Genomic DNA, 19,994 nt, shown 5'->3' with positions numbered 1-19,994 from the left:
CCGTGCCAATTGAATAGTAAGACCACATCCAATGGTGGTATCCTTGAGTAGGTTGAAGTTGCAGCAACCAGTATGTTGGATGACAGCGTGTATATCAGTGGAGATGGGCTTCTAAACCGTTCAGCTGATAAAAATCAACTTCTGAAACTTTGTGAGGAGTATTTCGAGATCTCCATTGGTTGTCGTAGGCCAAGCAAATCAGAGCGAACTCAAGCTAGTGAGTGGTCACTCAAAACTATGTTTTCTGGCGAAGAATTAACTCCGGTTAGACGGGTGAAAATGATGAAGTACCCATATTCATTCCATATGACCAAACATATTCAGACTATGTATCAGATTGAGTACGCTATTTTCCAAGTTCTTACTAAAGAGACCTCTATAGTAGACGGTCCATATCTCCCCATGTTTAGGTATGAACTATTAGAACAAAAGCTGTTGTCAGACCAGTCGGACTATGATATGGGAATTCTTCGTCAATCAGCGTTTCTTGAAACACTCTTCAAGATGAAAATGGGAGTGTGGAAAGACAGTGACGGTGATTTCCTCAATTGGCATTTATGTGTAGACTGCGCATATCGTGGAGAGGATTTAATCACGGAGAGCATGAAATACCGTCTAGAGAAGTTGGCACCTGTTCGGAATAGTTACGCTCACGACTGGAAACAGTATGCCTTGAGAAAAAAGTTGGATGAAGTAACAATCAGAGATGCATTCATCTGTGGACTAGGTGTGATTGCGGAGTTATACTCTAAGGAACTCTACCAAATGTACACAGACTATTCACTGAGACACTCTTCTAAGCGGCTTCCCACGAAATGGTCAGACCGAGAAAAGTCCACAATGACCGCTTCTGGCGAAGGTATAGTCGGGATAGTTTGTGATCGCTGTAGTCATGAATTCAAGCCACGGTATAAGGGGTGGAAGCGTTGTCCTAACTGCGATGCATGTCATGACTATTTAAATATGTTTGAGACCACAGATGATTAATAATAGGTCCGGGTCCGCCGAGGAGACCATCGGTCCTTGCTCTTGGTTCATTCTCTTGTTGCACGGTGAATTGGTTCTCTAATGTGTAGAGAGTCCCTCACTGTGTGTTCTTTTGTGGTATACACCAGCTAGAGAACTGGCAGCGCCAATAAGCAGCTAGCGGTCCCTCACGTCAGTTAGAAATCCTATAGAGCTAACGTGCAACGGGACAGCAACCTTGAGAAACAGGCAGCAAACTATAGCTAGGTCCGAGATACTTTGCCATATGATTTGTCGTATTCGATACGAGAGATTGCTCTTCTGGCGCTGAAAAAAGACAGACGAAATGCTCTATCGGAAGTTCGATAGTTTCAAGTCCTCCCCCTACAGAATTGGCAGTAGCTCGCAACAAAACCCGACGCGGGCCGGGGGTGCTGAAGACACCCCCGAAACCGAGGAAAGCTAACCTCTATGACGACACAAGGAGCCACCGGTATTCAATCTACCGGAACGACGGATAGTGAACAGTACGAGCAACTACTCAGCCGCGTCGAAGCGTTCGAAGCGCGGCTCAACGAGCAAGACGACCGTATCGCGGAACTCGAAACCGAAAACGAAGAGCTTCGCGAAGAGATCGAGCAGAAATCGAACGCGATCGAATACGCCCACGATCGGATTGACACCCTCAAGCACAAAAACCGCGAGCAGCACAAATCCGTTTTCGCCCAGCTCCAGCGGTTCGAAGATTCGTCGCTTTCAGCAGATGACTCAGAGACAGCCGATGAGCCGTCCCTGACGAAGGACAAGACCCCACTCCACCAGATCACGAACTTCACCGAAGACATGGCTGAGCGAGAGCTCAACGCGAACCTCCACCGAGCCCGGGAGGTTGCGAAGGATATCACGGAGTACGGTGAGCAATCGCCGGAGGGGTACGTTATCGATAGTAAGGAGATCTCGAACGTTATCCACGCCAAGGAGACTCAGACACCACACACGGAAACCACGAGCCGGATCATGGACTTCCTCGAGACGTTCGGGAAGGACGAAGTTCGGACGAAGATCCACAAGGGACGCCGCATCGCGATATTCGACCAAGACGCCGCTGAAGAGTACGGACTGGGAATCCCACCCCAAACACCCTGTGGTGTGATCCTCGCACGAGGGCGGACGTGATGAAATCCCCTTAAACCCACCCTGAGAAGGATACCCCTCTCTACAGGAACTAACTTCCACGACACGAAGCGGATGGACGCAGTGGTTGTGTAGCAACAGGCAAAGAGAGACTCCTTGGTTTTCAGTAGTAGTGTGACTGAAAGCCACAGGTTCTCGGCGTTCGCTCTCGGAACGATATCCCACCACGGTGTGATTAGGTTCTCTTGGTTCGGTGGTCCGTTGGAGCAGATCGGAGCATCTTCAGAATCGTTGAATCCTGTCTGCAGCTGTCTTCTGTGGCCATTCGGTCTTGTCCACTCTGCGTAGAAACTAGAGAGTGGGTGAATGTGCCGGCAACCGGTCTTACCAAACAATTTGAAGAGTTCTCTGTATTGTTTGGTAAGATTTGGCGACCTCTACTCGTCTGGCTCGGTAGGAACTCGTGATCTCTCCGAACCGTATCGAAGGCGGATGTAGAGGAACTCAGCTATTGAGAACTAGACCAACCGGTTTCCACGATATCTTTATCAAACTCAATGGGTTCAAGATCGACGCCAAGCGACCGGATAACGGCACTCACCCAAAGAGCACCCACCACCGTTTCAGGAATTAGATTTAGGATATTTCTATCGTAGAGAGGAAACCGGCAGAGCAAACGTAGGTTATACTTGACAACAGTAGTGGATCATAACTACATTACCCAACCTATTCGGATAATTGGGGTATCATAGCTGCTCTCAAAACCCCCTCAAATAGCAACGATTCTTTTTGCGCTACGGCAACTACCGGCTCCTAATGGTGGATTTCGATGAAAACAGTGGAGACGACCTCCACTCGGATTACGAACACGAGGAGCCAAATCTTACCAACATGGATGATGCAACGGCTCAACTCATAGATCGCGTCCAAAAAATTGAGGAGTGGGTCGACGAGAACCCCGAACACGAGGAAATTCGCCAATGGAGTCGTGACATTCTGGTCGCAACCCTCTATATCGAAAACGAGTATACCTACAAATCGGATGCACTGACGCAGGCAGAGATAACGAACATCGAACTTCTTAGCGAACGCCAATCCTCGGCTACTGCTTCGAACTCAACACCGAGCGTGGCCTCTGACAGCTCGAGAAACAAAGAGGAGCAAGTTAAGAGTATCATTAGCAGGATCGCGAAAGAGCAGGGCAAAGGCGCTTCGATAGACCGGGTGGCCGAGAGGGCGGAGCAGAAAGGTATCGAAAGGAGTGAGTTCGATAGTGTTGTTGAATCGCTTCGTCGCGAAGGTGAGATTTACGAACAATCCACTGACCGATTCCGAACAACGTAGTTATCCTTTCCCGTATCAGTATGTGCGACTCTCTTCGCTAATAGCTGCTGAGCTACAATCCGCTAACGAGGACATGTTTTCTACCATCTTATTTTCCTTATAAATCCGGGATAGCAGCGCTCAGTCTCGACCTAATCAATATCGCTCGAACCGAAGTCGGAAAGTTCGGTTCCCACTGAGCGCGATGGCTCTGGGTCGAGCGCGATGAACTCAAGCTCTTTCTCGGCGAGCAGTCGCTCTGCACGGTCGGTGACTGATGGTGCGACCAAGATCCCACGAATTGACCTCGCAACGGGGAGATCGCGACTCAGCGCCTCAACATACCTATCGAGTTGGCCAACGGCATCCGGTCCAACACGACGGCGCTTAAGTTCCACTACTGTTGGCACATCGTTACGTCCTTTCCATAGATGTCGATCGCTCCAGCGGTCGTCTCGCGCTCGGTCATTTGTGGGACGAATCCCTCTTCCAGCGTGCTTGGTTCGGCCAGGATCTGCTGGCGAAGGTCCTCTTCGCTACCTTCTAACGCAAGAGCGGGGGTGTCTTCCAGTTCAAGAATCGACACTTGGAGCACTGTCTGAAACCGAACTGTGACCTCCTCGTGTGGATTCGAGCGAACGCTCTCCACAACGAGGGCTTCCCGTTCAGCATCGAACCTTGCAGAGTGGGTGCATCCTGGTGGTTGCCAGTTCACGGGTTCATGGCTGGTATCGCGATGGACGAGGAGTGTCCCATCTGGTTTGAGCATGACTACGCGTTCGCCTGGAGGCAGGTAACTCGCTGCCCGACCATCGTACTCGACTTCACATTTCCCTACAAGCGTCACCATTGCATTGCTCTCAAGGCTGAATTGGAGGTATTCAAGAGCCTTCTCGGATGAAGGATCGGAGAGTGATGAAACTGGCATAGTTCTCTTTTGAGAGGAGTGTACAAGTACGACAACCCAAGTGCTGGTTAGTCCGTGCTGCATCTCAAATGAGCTATCCGATCTTACCTAACATCTGTATGGGTCTAAGTAACAATGTTAGGTAAGAATATAGGAACTAATTGCGAGCTTGATGAATTGGGTAGAACCCATTCCTCCCTCACCCCCCACCACGTCCGGATAATCAGTCGAATACAAGGAAGGTTCGTCAAGAACTCACCAGTCCCTCCCCCCCCCACTGTGTCCGCATAATCTGGTTGAGATTCATAGAATGTCTGGGGATACCACCCATGATCCTCTGAGTCGAAATGAAAGTGGATGCAGAACGAGTGTGTGACTCCAAAGAAGACTGCTCAATCGTCGGTTGGTGTAATGTAAACTTCCTCATTGACGTAATAGATATGTCCACGACGATAGAGTACGTCCAATGCGTAGGTCGCGTCAGCTTCAGTGAACGCTTCGTCCGCGACCAGAGCCGCTTGAGCTTCCTCTGTCGTGAAGTCCGCTTCTGAAAAGTCATATTCATTATCAGCGTCCTCACCTTCTTGGTTGTCTTGGGCTGCTTCGGACAAGATATCGAGAGCATCCTGAGCGAGCGGTGATAGTCGGCGCTCCCAGCTCATACAGAATCTACGCCTCCACGAGCATGAACCCGTGGATATTTCATATCAGCTGATATCGACCATTTGAACACAAGGATTCAAGACCTTCGCTGGAAAACGAGGAGATTACACAATGGTTGAAATTTCAGACCGATTGGAATGTCTATTCAGTGACTCTATCGAACAGGATGGAGGATCATATCGAATCGAGGTTCCGAAACGCGAGATCGACAACGGCTCGATCATTTCCGGAGAGACCTACCGTGTCGCGATTCTCTCAACTGCGACAACAGACGAGGAAAGCGATTCTCGTTCGCAATCACACCCTGATACTTCGGAGACAACAACACAATCACCGCCAGTTGAACAGGGCGACAAGCGCACCCTAGCGATCGAATCACTCGGCGACCAAGGCGATGGTATCACGAAAGTCGAACGAGGCTATGTCGTCATTGTCCCCGGTGCTCGTCCGGGTGATGAAGTCGAGGTCGAAATCCAGAACGCTCGCGAGAACGTCGCGTTTGCAGAAGTCATCGGAACCGTGTCATCGACTGCTAGCGAGGAAGAGTAAATCTGGTTGGAAAAACAGGGTTCTTCGTCCAAAGAGCTTATCTCCGCGTTCTGGGCCGAGGGATGTCACTCAATAGTGCGTTCTCAGTACATACTGAAGCGTCTGATTCGTTAGAAGCAATGAATATGGATGGAAGGCCATCCAACTCCTCTCGTATCTATACCTTGTCGCCAGAACCACTTAAAGAAAACAACTGATTCGTCGGTGGATGGGTCATGCTGAGGAACCGGCTATGAGATCAGGTAAACTCGGGTCTCGGTAGGGATTCCGGCCATAGACTGCGTCGTGCAGGCCTTGTTCGTCAAGCTGGTCAACGAGTGTTCGGCGCAATCGATTCAGGTTCGTCACACCGAGGTCATGTTGGTCGCAAAGCGCCGTGAACTGCTCATTGTCTGTGATGGAATGAAACTGCTCGTAGAGGTCGGCGAGTCGCTCGGGTGGCTGCTCTGCAATCCACTCATCGTCGTGGAGACCGAGATGGTGTTCGCGCTCTCGGTCAACAACGTGACGAATTACGACGAGTGCAACTTTTGGGATGGCACGCTGGCTTCCGAAGGCGGTAAGATCGAGATCGACCATAGTACCGATAGCGCGGTCGCGCTGCCAGGGTGTGAGTTCAAGACTGCTGCAGAGCGCATGCGTAAGGCGCAGTTTCTCGAGGCGGTGAGCTCGCTCGCTGTAGCCTTCCATCGCTGGGTGGCGTTCCTCATGGAGTCGACGAATATTCTCACTGAGGTCATGGTCGGGCGAATCAGCCCAGCCGATACGCGTCGCACTTGGCGTCACGAGACCCCACCGACGGACGGTTTCATCGCGCTGGAGGTCCGCACGGGAGACAGTACTGTCGCCAGGTCGCCGACTCAATTGAACGAACTCTTCACGCTCGTCGTCTTTCTCTACAGGAGAGGAGGGCAATTGTGGAACCGCTCCACCGTTGGTCATAGCTGGTCCCCATTACCTGCTCACGGTTGAAAGATGCGTCTGTGTAGAAATCTATCTCGCGTAGAATCCAGAACTCCTCTCGTATCTTTACCTTATCGCCAGAATCACTTAAAGGAGTGATGAGTGACCAGCTCCTCTTGCTTCCCGAACAGAGCAGCTAGAGTCTACTCATACGGTTTGGAGAAGTGGTTCGCCGTAAATGGCATACGATCCGGGCTTGGCCTACTCATATGAGCAGCGAAACGCCACGGAACAAACCATACTCATCACTCGAAATCCAGAATGTTGTTGCTTCTTCAGCTATCAGCCAGGAAGTCGACCTTCGTTCAGTCGCCGCAGATCTTCCGAGTGCTGAATTCGACGCTGGACAGTTTCCGGGACTCATTTTTCGACCTGAGGGAACACAAGCCACGTCCCTTATCTTTCGGTCTGGAAAGATGACCTGTACTGGAGCAGCAACCGTCGAAGGGGTTCATGAGGCCATCCATGCTACGGTCGAAGCGCTTGAAGAACTCGGCCTTGAGGCTGATTCTCCCGATGTGACCGTTCAGAACATCGTTTCGGATGCCGACCTCGGCGAATCACTCCATCTCGAGGCGATCACGATCGGGCTTGGGCTTGAGAATGTTGAATACGAACCTGAACAGTTTCCCGGGCTCATCTATCGACTCCCAGAATCCAATCCAGTTGTCTTACTATTTGGGTCGGGCAAACTGGTGATTACAGGTGCTAGAACACTTGATGAGGCTGAAAAGGCACTCAGCCAGATTAGTGAACGTCTTAGCGATCTTGGACTCGTGGGATGAACGCTCGTACGGCGAGTTAGTTGACGTTGAGCTCGAACTGCTTGTGTTTGCTGACGGTATTCAGCACGACGTTGGTGTTGGATTCCTTGACGCCTGAATTGCTCAGGAGCGCTTTGATTTGGTCATTCATTTCGTCGGTGTTTTTGAACCTGCCGGTTGCAATGACATCGTAGTCACCCGTAACTTCGTAGATCGACGTGATCTGGTTGTGCTCACGAAGTTCCTCCGTGACTTCATCGAGCGCGCTTCCCTCAATGTTGAGCTGAATGACTGCAGTTACATCGTATCCCAACATGTCGTAATTCACCTCGGGAGAGTATCTCTCGATAACGCCGTCTTCCTCAAGATCCGCGAGATGGTTCGAAACCGTCGTAACCGATACATCGAGGTCCTCAGCGAGGCTTCGAAGGCTTGCACGACCATCGTCCAGAAGCACATTGATGAGCTCCGTGTCCAAGTTTTCGTACGCCATTTTATGAGGTACATTATGAAGATATGAGTTCTTTCCGAATTGTTCTCAGGAGTACATTGGCAGTTCTATTGAGTTGCGGACATTATGTGTTTCACTGGGGGAACACGTCTCACTGCTGGTACTGCCACGAGTCCGCCGAGGCTGCGTGGGGCCATTGTGCGTATCTTGGTTAAACAGAAGATGTTCCCACTACCTTATACACTTACACGCACCGATTGCGGAGCCACAGTGATTTAGCAGGAACACTACATTATGTCGTCATTATCAACCAAGTTCTCTCAGAACCCTCCCCCCCCGTCATCGATGTGTAAACGCTATCAGGAGGAGAGAGTATTGTGGAGTGAAACACTTGAGATAGTACGAAAGAGGCCAAAACAAGATAGAGCGAGGCCTATCCAAAGAAATCGTTCCACTTTCTACGACTGATTCTTGTCTGACGCATCTTTATGTACTAGCCGCTAAAACGATAACCGCAATAGAGATATCGTGAGGGTCGGAGGAGTTTACTCCGACGCACCGAATAGAGCTAAGATACATCTTGATTCGTTAGCTCTACTTCTTCTTTCTCCCATAATTGCCTGTTACGAACCTTCTGCTGGCAATCCATACATAGCCTGTTGTCCTTTGTACCGGTCCCCTATCGAAGATTTACACATCGATAACGGGGGGAGGGAGTCGCAGCTCGTCTTCATCAATTAGTGCTCGTAATGAGGAACCTCAAGGAGCAGTTTACACATCGATGACGGGGGGAGAGGGAGGTAATAACGAGTCTCTACTAACTCTCGTGAAATTCTCTTAGCTGAGCATTCACGATTGACCGAAGAATCTCTTCTCGGTCGCTGATGGTTCCCAACCTCGTATCCGTCACGATCCGCTCCATAATCGCCGCCGGATCCCCTGTGAAGGTAAATTCCATGTACATGCCTCCTCCCCGTCCCCGACTCTTCCTCGATGTTGATATTAGGCCGTATGTGGAGAGTTCTTTGACGTATTTCACATATGTCTCGCGAGTCATTTGGTCTGCATCAAGCTCGTCGGTAACCCACTGATAGATTTTGAACCCGACCGGACTTGGAACTGAACTTCCGGATCGCTTTGAGTATCGGGCGACTACCGCAGTTGAGTAGAGCGATATCTTCTTCTGTGTCGTCAGCCCTTCAACAAGCTTCAGTGACCGATCTTTGTCGATTTCCTCTTGAGATTCCCGGACGTGCTCTTCCAGAACTTCCTCATCACCCCGCTCGTTAGCGAGATCTCCGGCGCCACGGAATAGATCGATCGCTTTTCGAGCATCACCATGGCTCTGAGCTGCAAATGCCGCAACAAGTGGGATCACGTCTTCCTCAAGGGCGTTTGGACGGAAAGCATCCCGTCGATTTCTGAGAATCTCTCGCAACTGGGTGGCATCATAATCCGGGAAGTAGACATCTCGAGGGTTGAACGAACTCTCCGCACGACCATCGATGTTTTCCATAAATTTCGGATCATTCGTTAACGCTGCAACTGAAACACGCCCTTCTATTTCATTTGTGTTGCTCGCACGAGAAAGCTGATAGAGTAGCTTCGAGTAAGCTGGCTCGTCGTTCGTGTGGCGCCCGACCAAGAGGTCTATCTCATCAAGAATGAAAATGACCGAGTCGTAGTTTCTGTTGATGAGCTCGTAGAGACGTCGATACTTACGCTTGGTCGACACTCCTGTTTCAGGAACACCAACCTCTGTGTCAATGCTCCTCGCAGTTGTTTGAACGAGTTCATACACCGCTTGATCAAGAGTATTGATAGGTTGACAGTTGATCGTAATGACGCCGAAGCGCTCACCTTTTGATTTGCAAAGCTCGACGATCTGCTGCGTAACTGCTCCAATTATGAGTGATTTCCCAGTCCCTGCGGGTCCGTAGAGTAGCATATTCGGTGGCCGATTACCCTGCAGGGTGGGCTTTAGAAATGAAACAACTGACTCGAGTTGGTCGTCGCGACCGACAATGCGTTCCTCGTCAATAATTGTGTCCGGCTCAACAAGATCTCTGTTATCGAAAACTGATGTACCCCCCTCCTCGTTGAGCATATCCCTGATCGTTCGCTGTGAATCCTCTCCTGAATTCACACCATCACTTGCCGAGGAGGAGTCAGCGGCGACATTCTCTAAAGCGACCTCGATTTTTTCTTCTTCAGGGGTAGACTGATCTGCTCCTCCCTGGTCGCTTCCAGCCATACACTTGTTGCATTCTGGAGCCACATAAACACCCACCCCACTCGATGTTTATTCTGACGTTATAGGAATCCTAGTACGCGACTTTAGCCCATTCGCCATAGCAACTCTATACCGCTAACGAAGTATTTCTCGAGAGCATCCTTGCCATACCCCCCGTCATCGATGTGTAAACATTACCTCCATCCCTCACTTCGTAGATGACATATCTAGTCTTTCTCTATGGGGCAACCAATTTCATCCCCGGACGTACATTGATGTTTTCCCGGCCGTTGTCTTAGTAGTCATATTCCGCTTTCTCCACTTCTATTCGCAGTTCAATTCTAAACATCCAATAAACAATTGCTGAGATATGAATTTACACATCGATGACGGGGGGTCTCCTAATTATCGACTGTCGGTGCCTCATGAATCAAAGTGGCTCACCAAAATGGGTTGTCGGTTACTTGCGACATGCTCTATGGCCGAGCCATTGTTAGGTCCATTACGAGGTTCCATATGCCTACTCTCTCCTCTTTTTATCTACATAAAACGTCTCGATAGTGGCCCGAACCAAATAGCTACATGCAATAGCATGGTTTGAGATGTGGGAGAAAGCTGCTTTCTGCCGGCTTGCTGCTGCATATATGAATTCATATTTGAACTCCTATTTCATTCTTTTTACGGATCCATAAATGGATACGCGGGGTGTGAGTGAGTTTGGGGGTTGAGTCTTTTTTGAACAGCGAACCAGTATGAGTACACCACTCTGGTAACTCCAGTACTGTTACTCAGGCAACTTATCGCTGCCTACGAGCTAAAGGGGGACTCAAGTGATATTTCCATCCGATTTCATATCCGCCTCACTTCGTGAACCAACGGCAGGATACGTCGTACATAGATGCTTTCATATATGGCCTCTAGACTCACTTCCAAAGCTCTGTAGCCAAACATGCTTTCATATATGATTCCATAGTGCCTAGTTCATCGGGTCTCATCTTACCAAACATCTAATAGCGAGGATGGTATGATGTTAGGTAAGACGGAAGGCTGAGTTGAGCCTGTCCGGGAGTCACTCATGAATCAAGCAACCAGTGAACCCACTGCTCCAGAGAGTATCCCGAAGTACGTTCGCGAAGGTGTCGAACGCCAAGATACAACGACACTTCGTAATCTGGCTACATGGGCAGAAGATCTCGCTAAGTACCGTGAATCTCGTCCTATCGAAGTCGGTAATGACGAAGAACTCGTTGAGATCAAGAAGGACGACACTGAGACAGCGGGCACGAAAGTCGTGAAGAAAGTTCCGTGCGGGAAGGACTGTGGTGGATGTCCACATGGGCCCTACGAGTACCGAGTTCATCGCGACGGCAAGCAGCTGACGTGGGAGTATATCGGCCCAGCTACTGAGGAGTGAATGTAGTCTCCCGCCTCCACTAAGCTAATTTCAATTTTCCTTGCCAGCTCGGCGCTCTACTGACAGAGGATCCTATGAATATACCCTCCGTTATGAATTCATATATGAATACATGTACGAGTTCATGCTGCCGAAGCAATGGCACATCTCCCCCTACTTTTATAACCAAATGAATCCATATATGGATTACCGTATGGATCAGACAGCCCGTGCAGCAGCCTTCCTTGACAAGGGAGGCGTTGGCAAGACCACTACGATTGCACACCTGGGTGTAGCGCTCGCAAACGAGGACCTGGATGTTTGCCTGATCGATCTCGCCGGAAAGCAGGGCGACCTCACCAAGCACTTCGGGCTATGGTCGGAGGTTCGCGACGAGGACCCCTGGCCGAATATCACGACCGTCTTCCAAGATCAGTGGGCCTCGATCGTTGACCAGCTACCGAATGCGGTGGACCAGCTAATCATGAGTACTGACGAGGGTCCCGACCTAATACCAGCTGACGAAGGACTCGATGGATTAGAGAGTCTCCTCGGGAGCATTGACGATGTCGCTGACCGGTACTCTCGACTCGACGATTTCCTTTCAGAGTATCTGGATGATCGCTACGATGTAATTCTTCTTGACCTTCCTGGGAGCACGTCGAACGTTGCCTACAATGGGTTATGGGCCGCTCGCCGAATCATAACTCCCGTTCGCGCCGGTCCGTTCGAAGCCGAACAGACCAGTCAATTACAGACCGACCTAAGTGAAATCCGCAGCGGTCAGGGTGTCGACGTTTCGCTTACCATGCTCATCATCAACGAGTACGACAGCCGAAAAACCGTAGATCGCGAACTGTTCGAGCGATTGAGCCAGGAATATCCTGACGAGCTAGCCCCTGAACAAGTCCCTGGTTCGCAAGACGTAACGAACGCTCAGGAGCAAGGGCAGACTATCTTCGCACTAGAGAGTCCCTCAAAAACCGCGAAGCAAGCACGAGAGGCGTACCAAACGAATGCTCGTGAGCTGCTTTCGCGAATCGAGACGATCGAAACGGGGGTGAGTCAATGAGTGGCGACAATCCCGATCTTGACGCGCTTAGAGAACAAACAGACACTGGCAGCCGCCTCAGTCAGGACGCAAATAATCAGAGCAGCGAGAGCGAAGTGGATCCATTTGAGAAGTCGCTTCGCACCGCGCTTTCGGAGCGTCAGAAAACCGGTGCACAACGAACCGTCTCGGTATGGGATGGTGAACTCGCCGCACTTCTTGACGCTTTAGAGGAAAACCCTGACCGTATGGAATCAATTGGGACGGCGCTGCAGGATGCGCTTGATCGTGACCCTAACCCCGAGGACATTGACCGCACCGGTATCATGCAGTTAGCTATCCGGTCAGGGCTTCAAGATGCCGACCCGGAATTGGTCGAGGCGTGGCGTGAGGCCGTTGCAGACGCCGCAAAGCGGCTATAGGATACTCTGTATGTATTCATATATGGACGCTGCTATCCGAACGGGGTAAAAAAAAAGTACCACTTCTAGAGTGACTAGAAGCCATGGGTTACAAAGGTGTCTCAGTAGCTAAATTCGGAAGTGGTCTACTTGCTCAACGTAACCCTTGAACACCAGCAATCATAGCTACTTTGTACCTATTGTTGGGGAAGCTAGTCCATGAGCGCGGAGCAGTCGGTCTTCGAAGGGTTCAGCGGGAACGAGGAAGTACCAGAAGAGGCATGCAAGCGCTACAAGCAGTGCGAGAACATCGTTCCCGAAAATGAGGGTATCCTGCAGTCCTATCTCAACAAGCTCCGTGCAGCCGGCCGAGAGCGCCACGAGGAGGCCAGCAGATTATGAGTCCAAGGCCAACCGAGAGCAACCGTAAGCGCGTCGAGAACGCACTCAGGTGCTTCATGAACGATAACCCACACGGCAACTCCTATCGGTACTTTCACGCTTTTGATCTTACTGACAAAGACGACGACCTTTCGGCACCAGTTATTGGATTCTACCTTCCAAGGTTCAGGGACGATTCCCCTCTTGATGGGGGACTCATTGTCGAGGAGTACACCAAACGCCGTGGGGGGCCTTCTCTGTGGCTCGTTCGAGGAGCAGACGAATAATCTAGTATCACCAGTGTGGCGAAACAGACCGCTGGTCGATCGATGAGCAGCCGTTCTAATAAGAGTGTGCCAACTTGGATCCCGAGACTAATCTAAGGGGAACCTTTTAAGAATTGACCGCTTCCTCGTAGCGTCTTGCCCAGACCTCAACGGATGGTTTGCATCTCCTGAAGTAGTATAGTTTTTCGGTGGAAGGCGGAACTCTGAGTGGAGAAATCCTGATCAAGGAGACTCATTACTATGATATCGCAGATAATCGTTCAGCGTGGTAGATCTACTCACCAGAGAGAAAACCTGATTCGGGTACTGTGGAGTCAGACCGGGAACTGCTGCCATCAAGATTTAACCAGCACGAAAGTAAATCAGATAGTTGAGATGGCGTACACAATACCCGGAATGATCGTTGCTATGTCGATAGTGGTAACAACATGTCGCCACATATCTGACTCCGAGAGCATTGCTGAGGTCGGGCGATCAGTAGGAAAGACAACCGTATCTCCCTCCCGTTTGCACCCAAATGATAATACATTTTCATTTGTCTTGTTGAAAAACAACCTTCTAGAAACAGAGTGGGTCTCAAGAGACGTAATAAGAACTTGGCTACGCGATGCGAAAGAGCGGGCTCCACAATTTATCAAACGAATGACGAAGTACTGTCTTACACCAATCGCAATGATTGGAGCAGTGCTAGTCCTTACTAGTGCGCCACCCTTCTTATTCCAAAGCCGAATACTGTCTGTAGTAGTTGGGTTTGTCGCAGCTAAACCAGCTGCTGATATCACTATATCTACATTTAAGTGGATAGATCGAGTGTCTTGGTTCTACGACTCGATCATCAATGGGAGAAAAATCCAGAGATGCCGAAATAATTAGGGGAATAGTGAGAAATACACTGAATTTGGCAAGGTATGAATACCACCAACCACAGATCATTCATAACAACTATTGGATGACGAATCTGTTTTAGTCCATACAGGCGATACGGTGACTATCCGAGATTACTCCGATAGTACAGTGGACTAAGAGCCGCATGGCGATGGGGGTAGCTGAACGGACTCAACTCCGATAAGAAATGGTTTGTCGACAGTCTGCTTTGGCACATAGCTGATTCTGTTTTCAAGTGGTTCAGTTTAGCGTTCGGCCAGTCAGGATTTCAGAATAATGTTATGTGGAGGTCTACTACCTGTGTAGTTTTTGAACGTCCCTACTAAACCGTAGACAGAATTGTCCGCCTAAGTTTTAACAAGAGATTGCGAGATAATATGCAAGAAATTCGCTCGATTAGAAACGACGACTAATAGCTCATGGGCATCAGACCTCAGTTTTCCTTTCTGGAAGCTTCTCCCCACAATGAGGATGTAGTCGTCCTCAGCGGCGCGCTTGGTTAGAGACGTTGTCGAAGAACCTCTGGCGGCTCATTGAAACTGTGAGTAATAACGGTGTCGACGTCTCACAGGGTGAGTGAATGACACTAACCCCTGTGCCAAAGAGTGACTGACATCGAGCGAGGGTACCAGATCAAGCCGAGGAGCGAATTTCGGGACTCGGGAGGCTTGGGTCGCGGTAGGGATTGCGGCCATAGACCGCATCGTGGAGGTCGCGTTCGTCGAGTTGGTCGACGAGGGTTCGGCGGAGCCGATTGAGGCTGGTGGTATCGAGGTCGTGGTTTTCGCAGAGGCTCGTGAATCGCTCCTCGTCGGTGATGGAGCGGAATTGCTCGTAGAGGGCTGCGAGTTTCTCTGGGGGCTGATCGGCGATCCACTCGTTGTCGTGGAGACCGAGATGATGCTCACGTTCACGGTCGACAACGTGGCGGATCACGACGAGCGCAACCTTTGGGATGGCACGCTGACTCCCGAAGGCGGTGAGGTCAAGGTCGACCATGGTGCCGATAGCGCGGTCGCGTTGCCACGGGGTGAGATCCAGACTGCTACAGAGGGCGTGAGTCAATCGGAGCTTTTCGAGCCGGTGAGCACGCCGGCTGTAGCCCTCCATCGCGGGATGGCGTTCGTCGTGGAGCCGCCGAACGTTCTCACTGAGGTCGTGCTCGGGTGCGTCGGCTCGGCCGATACGCGTCGCACTCGGCGTGACGAGCCCCCATCGCCGGACGGTTTCGTCGCGCTGGAGGTCCGCTCGTGAGACAGTACTATCCCCAGGGAGCTGGCTTAGCGGCGAGATATCGCGGTCGCTGAGCAGTTCCGGGCGGCGGTCCTCGACCGTTGGGAGTAAATATCCACCAGCATCCTCATCGGTCATTACGCAGCCAGTACTGGCTGCTCGTAGTTGAAAGGCATGGCTACGTGCAGTAATCCTCCACCGAGAAACCAGCGCGTTCCTCCCTCGTATCTATACCTTGTCGCCAGAAGCACTTAAAGAATCAGCGCTCACAATCAGCTCTCATATGTAATCACGTATGATACAGCTTTTAGAATTCTGCTGCACCGGATCAAGAGATGACTAAGTTGGGCAAAACTGGTAATTTGAGGTACTACCATGACTTGTTCATGTGGATCTAAGTGTATTATTGCAGATGGCTATGCATAGCAGGATATCCAACCCGCCCAACACGGGACGACACTAGCGTGGTCGGTGCTAGAATCGGGGCCCAGATAGTTGACCAAATACTCACAGCGGTCATATTTGCAGTCATGTTTTTTGCAATAGCCATACTTGGCGGTGCAATAGGTGGCAATGCGGGGGCCGTAATCAGCGCGATTATATTCTTGATCGGTTCCGCCACTCTCATCTTCTACTGGTTCTTGCTGGAAGGGTTTTGGGACGGATACACCATCGGAAAGAAGCTATTTGGCATCAAAGTCGTAGAGGAAGACGGCGGCCCGTGTTCCCTGAGTTCCTCAGTGGTGCGGAATCTACTTTACATAGTTGATTCACTCTTTTACTTTCTTGTCGGATTCATTGCAATGTCGGCCACGGACAAGCGACAGCGGATCGGTGATCGTCTTGCCAACACAGTCGTTGTCAGCGAGACACCGAAAGACAACGGCCAACCAGAGGACGCCAGAAACGCCGCCAACGAAGTCCAGTAGCAGGACGAGCCAACAGGAATATCATGACGCTCACAGTGCGCCCTCGCGCCGCTCAGAGCAAGGTAGGCGGACCAGCTGTAATCTCTGTGGTTTAGGTACCCAACCTCTCTGCTATTGTGAGAACAACTGGTGGAACCCTAGCTATAATCACGCCTCAGCGTGGTTCTGATTCCGGATCTCGGGATCTCCCCACCGAAACGAGAAGTCGATCTCCGTCGTCCCTGCTCGGAGAATGGGTCTCTTGCTCGTCCCCTCTGTGACGAACTCGACGACGCTGAGTGATTCGAGCTCGTCTAAGTTCCGGTGGACATCCTTGTAGTCGCGGTCGACGGCCGTGGCAGTCGCTCGGATACTCGATGGCTGTTCGGTCGCGATCGCTTCAACGAGCTCGAGACTCGAGCGTCGCATGAGTCGTTCGACCTCGCCGAAACTCTCGAAGTCGAGAACGAAGCGTGCGTCCTGTTCGATGGCGTCACCAGTTACGCCAGCTTCGGCCCGGCGCAGGCGCTCGCGTGCTGTATTACGGTGATCATCTGCTCCCCGAATGTGATTTTGAGGGTATTCTTTGTCATGGGTTCTCTTCGATTTCTCCGAGGAAACGGTCTCTGAATCCTATCATGCCGGGGAACTCGATTGCTTCGATGGTTTCTGGCGTCTGCCGCTTCGGCTCTGTGGGGAATAGTTCGCCTTTGGCTCTGGGTAATGTTCCTCGGTTTCCAAGGGTAAACAGGAAACACCGAAGTGAGTGCCTGGCACTACAGGGGAGTGTAATGTCACTACTTGACCGGCTTCTCGGAGAGGACACGCCTGACGAACAGGTCGACCTCGAAGACCGCCAGAACCAAGCAGACGAAATGCTCACCGAGCGCGTCGACACTACGGCATACGGCATTGACGAGTGTGCGGTGACGGGTATCGCAGTCGTGAACGAGGGTCCCGAAGACGAACCGATCGTAGTGCCGATAGCACGCTTCTCGCTGGGCGAGAGCGTCGAGGACCCCGATTATGACCTCGTGTGGGAGCTCGTGGGTGAAGGACTCCACGCGCTCCAGCCAGCACTCGAAGACGTGTTCGTGCGCCACTACGACGTCCAGTTCACGTTCGATGGCGACGAACTGTTCGAGGCTGAAGAGTGCCGCCGGGTCGCTGTTACGCCGGACCTCGCTGATCGATTCGTCTCGGATGCTGGGTTCGGCGTCGACGAACTACGAGATGCGATTCTTGAGGCAGACGACATTGATGACGACATCGCGCCGGTGGCATGGGGCGAATCAAAGAACTACAGTCAAACGAGAAACGCCGCGATCGTGACCAACGGAGCGATGATGGCCACAGGAATGAGTGCGGGTGCGGTGACCTGTGCTGGAACAGGTGCGGCGGGTGCCGGTGCGGCTGGCGGTACCTGTGGTGGCGCTGGCGGTTTCTGAGCAGTCATTGCTGGCTTCCCTTGGACCATCGCCTCTTGATAGTCTTCTCAGGGATTTGGACTGCGATGTCCTCAAGGCCTTTGTTGAAGCAGAAATAATACAGTTAGCAAAGCGTATATTACAGAGTATTCCGTAGTGATCGACGGACTCGATCTAATGACCGCTAATAGCACCCCTTCCGGCCGAGATGGGGATCCACCGGCGTTCGATGACTGGGAAGAGCCGGAGGCTCTCGTCAGGGACCAACCAATTCGCGAGCGGATGCTGGACGTCGTTTTCCAGCTCCGAGAGCCGACACCGGTCGCCGAAATCGCAGACCGTGTCGACTGCGATACGGAGACTGCACGCGACTATCTCGAGTGGTTCGCCGAAGCTGGGTTCGTTCGCGAGTATCCGGGTCGCCCAGTCCGGTACGAATCGAATCGGTCGTATCTGCGGTGGCGACGGGTTGAGCGCATCCGAACTCAGTACACCGACGAAGAGATCGTGAGCGAGCTCGAAACAGCACTCAGCGAACTCGAAGGCTATCGAGAGCAGTTCGGAGTCACACACCCGGACGAGGTATCGCTGGTAGAGAGCACCGGCGCCGCCGAGGTCACGGAGATGTGGGAGACGCTCTCGGAATGGAAAACGGTGCAGAAGCGGGCTGAAATCCTCGATGCCGCCCGGCGTGACGAACCCTTCGCTGGCGGAACGCCACATCGTATCGATGCCTGACGGCGGAGGGTTCGACTCGGGCGAAGACACGGCACCGATAGACTACGATGTCCTCGACCGGCTGGGTCACCGACTTGCGGGGAGCGAGCGATTCGAGGACGTGGAGTATCGGCCGGACTATGCACCCAACTCGGTCGTGCTCAGGTTCGATCTTGGATACTTCCCAGTTGAGGTGGAACGGGCCTCTCTCCAAGTCCGATGGTACGAGAACGACGACTTCAGTTTCCATTACGCCGAGCAGTGGGAGGGTGGTGATCGCTGGGAGTGTCGCTGGGACCGCCACCCGAACACGCACAACTCACGAGACCACTTCCACCCGCCATCGGATGCGGCGACACCTGGAACCGATGCGTCCTATTCACAGGACTGGCGTGAGATGGTGATAGAGATACTCGACGAACTGGATGCTCATATCAAAGCCTTCTGGGCGTGACGACAGTAATTCAGACTTGAAGAGGCGAAAACGTTGAATCCTCGCAGCCGAATGAGAACGAACAGAGAGGATTTTCGATGGGAGTATTTGATCGAGTCGCATTCATGCCACAGATCGGAGAGCGTCTCCCGAATTACGATGCTGGCCGGCTCGGGGTCCCAGCCCACGAAGCCGAGTGGCAGACCAAGAACCTCGGCCACCCGGGAATGGAGCGCTACCGGATCGGCGGTGATGGCTCGCTGGAGAAGTACAATTGTGAGACCGAGCCGATTCCCGAAGACGAGTGGACTCCCGAACAGCGTGAGAGGGTCCGTAAACGGGCTGAGGTCGAAGATGACCACCCGCTATCGGGGATAGCGTATCAGCCGACGCGGACGGCCGAGCAGTGGTGGGAGCAACTTCCCGACTGGCACGGTTCGTTCTCGGTCCACTCGTCGTTCGATGTCGGGACGGAGACCCGCGAGCGCTGGGAATACGATGTGCAGTTCGTTCATGGCAGCCTTTCGAGGATCGTTCAAACACGGCCGACGCCCGAGAGTGATGGCGTCGCCGACTTCGATTCCGAAAGCAGTGCTCACGGGGCTCTGCTCCCTGGAGAGATGGAAGTTCGCTCGCCCGTAGAGGGCTACAATGGACCGATCGATATCGAAGTGTGGGGTACCCCAACTGAGAATAGCAAGGCAGGGACAGTCACTGTCGATATATGGGATAGCCCTGACGACCAGCATGTGAGTCTTGAACTCCGAATCGAAGAGGCGGACGCGCGTGAACTCGGCACTCGACTGATCGAAGCAGCGGCGCGCGCCCGTGAGCTTGAGGTACAGGATCGGGACCCATGAGGCTCGGCCGGTTAGAGAACGGTCAGTGAGTGGTTTCTGATGGGACTCACTGAAATGCTGAGATC

General features: G+C 51.9%; 19 protein-coding genes and 2 pseudogenes. 14 read left to right on the top strand and 7 right to left on the bottom strand.

Annotated features, from left to right (window positions below; all coding sequences use genetic code 11):
• Positions 1–72 precede the first annotated feature (72 nt).
• From D3261_RS19550 to D3261_RS02630, 3 genes are all read left to right on the top strand, one after another.
• Positions 73–987, top strand: coding sequence for a hypothetical protein (locus D3261_RS19550; RefSeq protein ID WP_147464883.1), 915 nt, complete (start codon positions 73–75; stop codon positions 985–987).
• A 450-nt stretch (positions 988–1,437) separates the two neighbouring features.
• Positions 1,438–2,142, top strand: a complete 705-nt coding sequence (locus D3261_RS02635; RefSeq protein ID WP_120068536.1) for a hypothetical protein — start codon at positions 1,438–1,440, stop codon at positions 2,140–2,142.
• 774 nt (positions 2,143–2,916) lie between these two features.
• Complete coding sequence (locus D3261_RS02630) at positions 2,917–3,444, top strand: hypothetical protein (protein WP_120068533.1); 528 nt, start codon at positions 2,917–2,919, stop codon at positions 3,442–3,444.
• 131 nt (positions 3,445–3,575) lie between these two features.
• Here the strand turns inward: D3261_RS02630 and nucS are convergent.
• Together nucS and D3261_RS02620 are read right to left on the bottom strand one after the other, a co-directional pair.
• Positions 3,576–4,351: pseudogene (gene nucS, locus D3261_RS02625) on the bottom strand (endonuclease NucS).
• 371 nt (positions 4,352–4,722) lie between these two features.
• Positions 4,723–4,992, bottom strand: a complete 270-nt coding sequence (locus D3261_RS02620; protein ID WP_120068531.1) for a hypothetical protein — start codon at positions 4,990–4,992, stop codon at positions 4,723–4,725.
• 112 nt (positions 4,993–5,104) lie between these two features.
• Here D3261_RS02620 and D3261_RS02615 point away from each other — a divergent pair, with 112 nt between their 5' ends.
• Positions 5,105–5,542 carry a TRAM domain-containing protein gene (locus D3261_RS02615; protein ID WP_120068528.1) on the top strand — a complete coding sequence of 146 codons (438 nt, stop codon included), beginning with the start codon at positions 5,105–5,107 and terminating at the stop codon, positions 5,540–5,542.
• 213 nt (positions 5,543–5,755) lie between these two features.
• Here D3261_RS02615 and D3261_RS20590 read toward each other — a convergent pair whose 3' ends face one another.
• The gene (locus tag D3261_RS20590) at positions 5,756–6,484 is read right to left on the bottom strand and encodes a DNA-directed RNA polymerase subunit epsilon (RefSeq protein ID WP_120068526.1); all 729 of its coding nucleotides are present in this window, start codon (positions 6,482–6,484) and stop codon (positions 5,756–5,758) included.
• Between the two features lie 230 nt (positions 6,485–6,714).
• Between D3261_RS20590 and D3261_RS02605 the strand changes: the two genes are divergently transcribed.
• The gene (locus tag D3261_RS02605; RefSeq protein WP_120068523.1) at positions 6,715–7,290 is read left to right on the top strand and encodes a TATA-box-binding protein; all 576 of its coding nucleotides are present in this window, start codon (positions 6,715–6,717) and stop codon (positions 7,288–7,290) included.
• Positions 7,291–7,306: 16 nt separating this feature from the next.
• Here the strand turns inward: D3261_RS02605 and lrp are convergent, their stop codons facing one another.
• Complete coding sequence (gene lrp / locus D3261_RS02600) at positions 7,307–7,762, bottom strand: HTH-type transcriptional regulator Lrp (RefSeq protein ID WP_120068521.1); 456 nt, start codon at positions 7,760–7,762, stop codon at positions 7,307–7,309.
• A 775-nt stretch (positions 7,763–8,537) separates the two neighbouring features.
• Positions 8,538–9,827: an orc1/cdc6 family replication initiation protein gene (locus D3261_RS02595; RefSeq protein WP_233553853.1), complete on the bottom strand. Its 1,290-nt coding sequence runs from the start codon at positions 9,825–9,827 to the stop codon at positions 8,538–8,540.
• A gap of 1,201 nt (positions 9,828–11,028) precedes the next feature.
• Between D3261_RS02595 and D3261_RS19545 the strand changes: the two genes are divergently transcribed.
• The 4 genes from D3261_RS19545 (at position 11,029) to D3261_RS02575 (ending at position 13,200) form a co-directional block, all read left to right on the top strand.
• Positions 11,029–11,367, top strand: coding sequence for a hypothetical protein (locus D3261_RS19545; RefSeq protein WP_147464882.1), 339 nt, complete (start codon positions 11,029–11,031; stop codon positions 11,365–11,367).
• Between the two features lie 193 nt (positions 11,368–11,560).
• Positions 11,561–12,418: a ParA family protein gene (locus tag D3261_RS02585; protein ID WP_120068780.1), complete on the top strand. Its 858-nt coding sequence runs from the start codon at positions 11,561–11,563 to the stop codon at positions 12,416–12,418.
• A complete protein-coding gene (locus tag D3261_RS02580; RefSeq protein ID WP_120068515.1) occupies positions 12,415–12,819 on the top strand; it encodes a hypothetical protein in 405 nt (134 codons plus the stop codon). The genes D3261_RS02585 and D3261_RS02580 overlap by 4 nt, the downstream gene beginning before the upstream one ends.
• Before the next feature lie 198 nt (positions 12,820–13,017).
• Positions 13,018–13,200, top strand: a complete 183-nt coding sequence (locus D3261_RS02575; RefSeq protein ID WP_120068512.1) for a hypothetical protein — start codon at positions 13,018–13,020, stop codon at positions 13,198–13,200.
• Between the two features lie 1,784 nt (positions 13,201–14,984).
• On the opposite strand, the gene D3261_RS02570 is transcribed toward D3261_RS02575, so the two are convergent.
• Positions 14,985–15,722 carry a DNA-directed RNA polymerase subunit epsilon gene (locus tag D3261_RS02570; RefSeq protein WP_120068510.1) on the bottom strand — a complete coding sequence of 246 codons (738 nt, stop codon included), beginning with the start codon at positions 15,720–15,722 and terminating at the stop codon, positions 14,985–14,987.
• Between the two features lie 326 nt (positions 15,723–16,048).
• Here D3261_RS02570 and D3261_RS02565 point away from each other — a divergent pair, with 326 nt between their 5' ends.
• Positions 16,049–16,513, top strand: coding sequence for an RDD family protein (locus D3261_RS02565; protein WP_233553840.1), 465 nt, complete (start codon positions 16,049–16,051; stop codon positions 16,511–16,513).
• Between the two features lie 147 nt (positions 16,514–16,660).
• Here D3261_RS02565 and D3261_RS21000 read toward each other — a convergent pair.
• Positions 16,661–17,085 (bottom strand): annotated as a pseudogene (locus D3261_RS21000) (transcriptional regulator).
• A gap of 198 nt (positions 17,086–17,283) precedes the next feature.
• Between D3261_RS21000 and D3261_RS02555 the strand changes: the two are divergent.
• The 4 genes from D3261_RS02555 (at position 17,284) to D3261_RS02540 (ending at position 19,929) form a co-directional block, all read left to right on the top strand.
• Positions 17,284–17,940, top strand: coding sequence for a hypothetical protein (locus D3261_RS02555; RefSeq protein WP_120068507.1), 657 nt, complete (start codon positions 17,284–17,286; stop codon positions 17,938–17,940).
• A gap of 135 nt (positions 17,941–18,075) precedes the next feature.
• The gene (locus tag D3261_RS02550; protein WP_233553837.1) at positions 18,076–18,657 is read left to right on the top strand and encodes a hypothetical protein; all 582 of its coding nucleotides are present in this window, start codon (positions 18,076–18,078) and stop codon (positions 18,655–18,657) included.
• Positions 18,650–19,090, top strand: a complete 441-nt coding sequence (locus D3261_RS02545) for a hypothetical protein (RefSeq protein ID WP_120068501.1) — start codon at positions 18,650–18,652, stop codon at positions 19,088–19,090. The genes D3261_RS02550 and D3261_RS02545 overlap by 8 nt, the downstream gene beginning before the upstream one ends.
• 104 nt (positions 19,091–19,194) lie before the next feature.
• Complete coding sequence (locus D3261_RS02540; RefSeq protein ID WP_147464881.1) at positions 19,195–19,929, top strand: hypothetical protein; 735 nt, start codon at positions 19,195–19,197, stop codon at positions 19,927–19,929.
• The last annotated feature ends 65 nt before the right edge of the window (positions 19,930–19,994 follow it).

The sequence above is a fragment of the Halococcus sp. IIIV-5B genome, from assembly GCF_003602035.1.
Lineage (GTDB): Archaea > Halobacteriota > Halobacteria > Halobacteriales > Halococcaceae > Halococcus > Halococcus salsus.
This window is presented reverse-complemented; position numbering and strand designations above follow the sequence as displayed.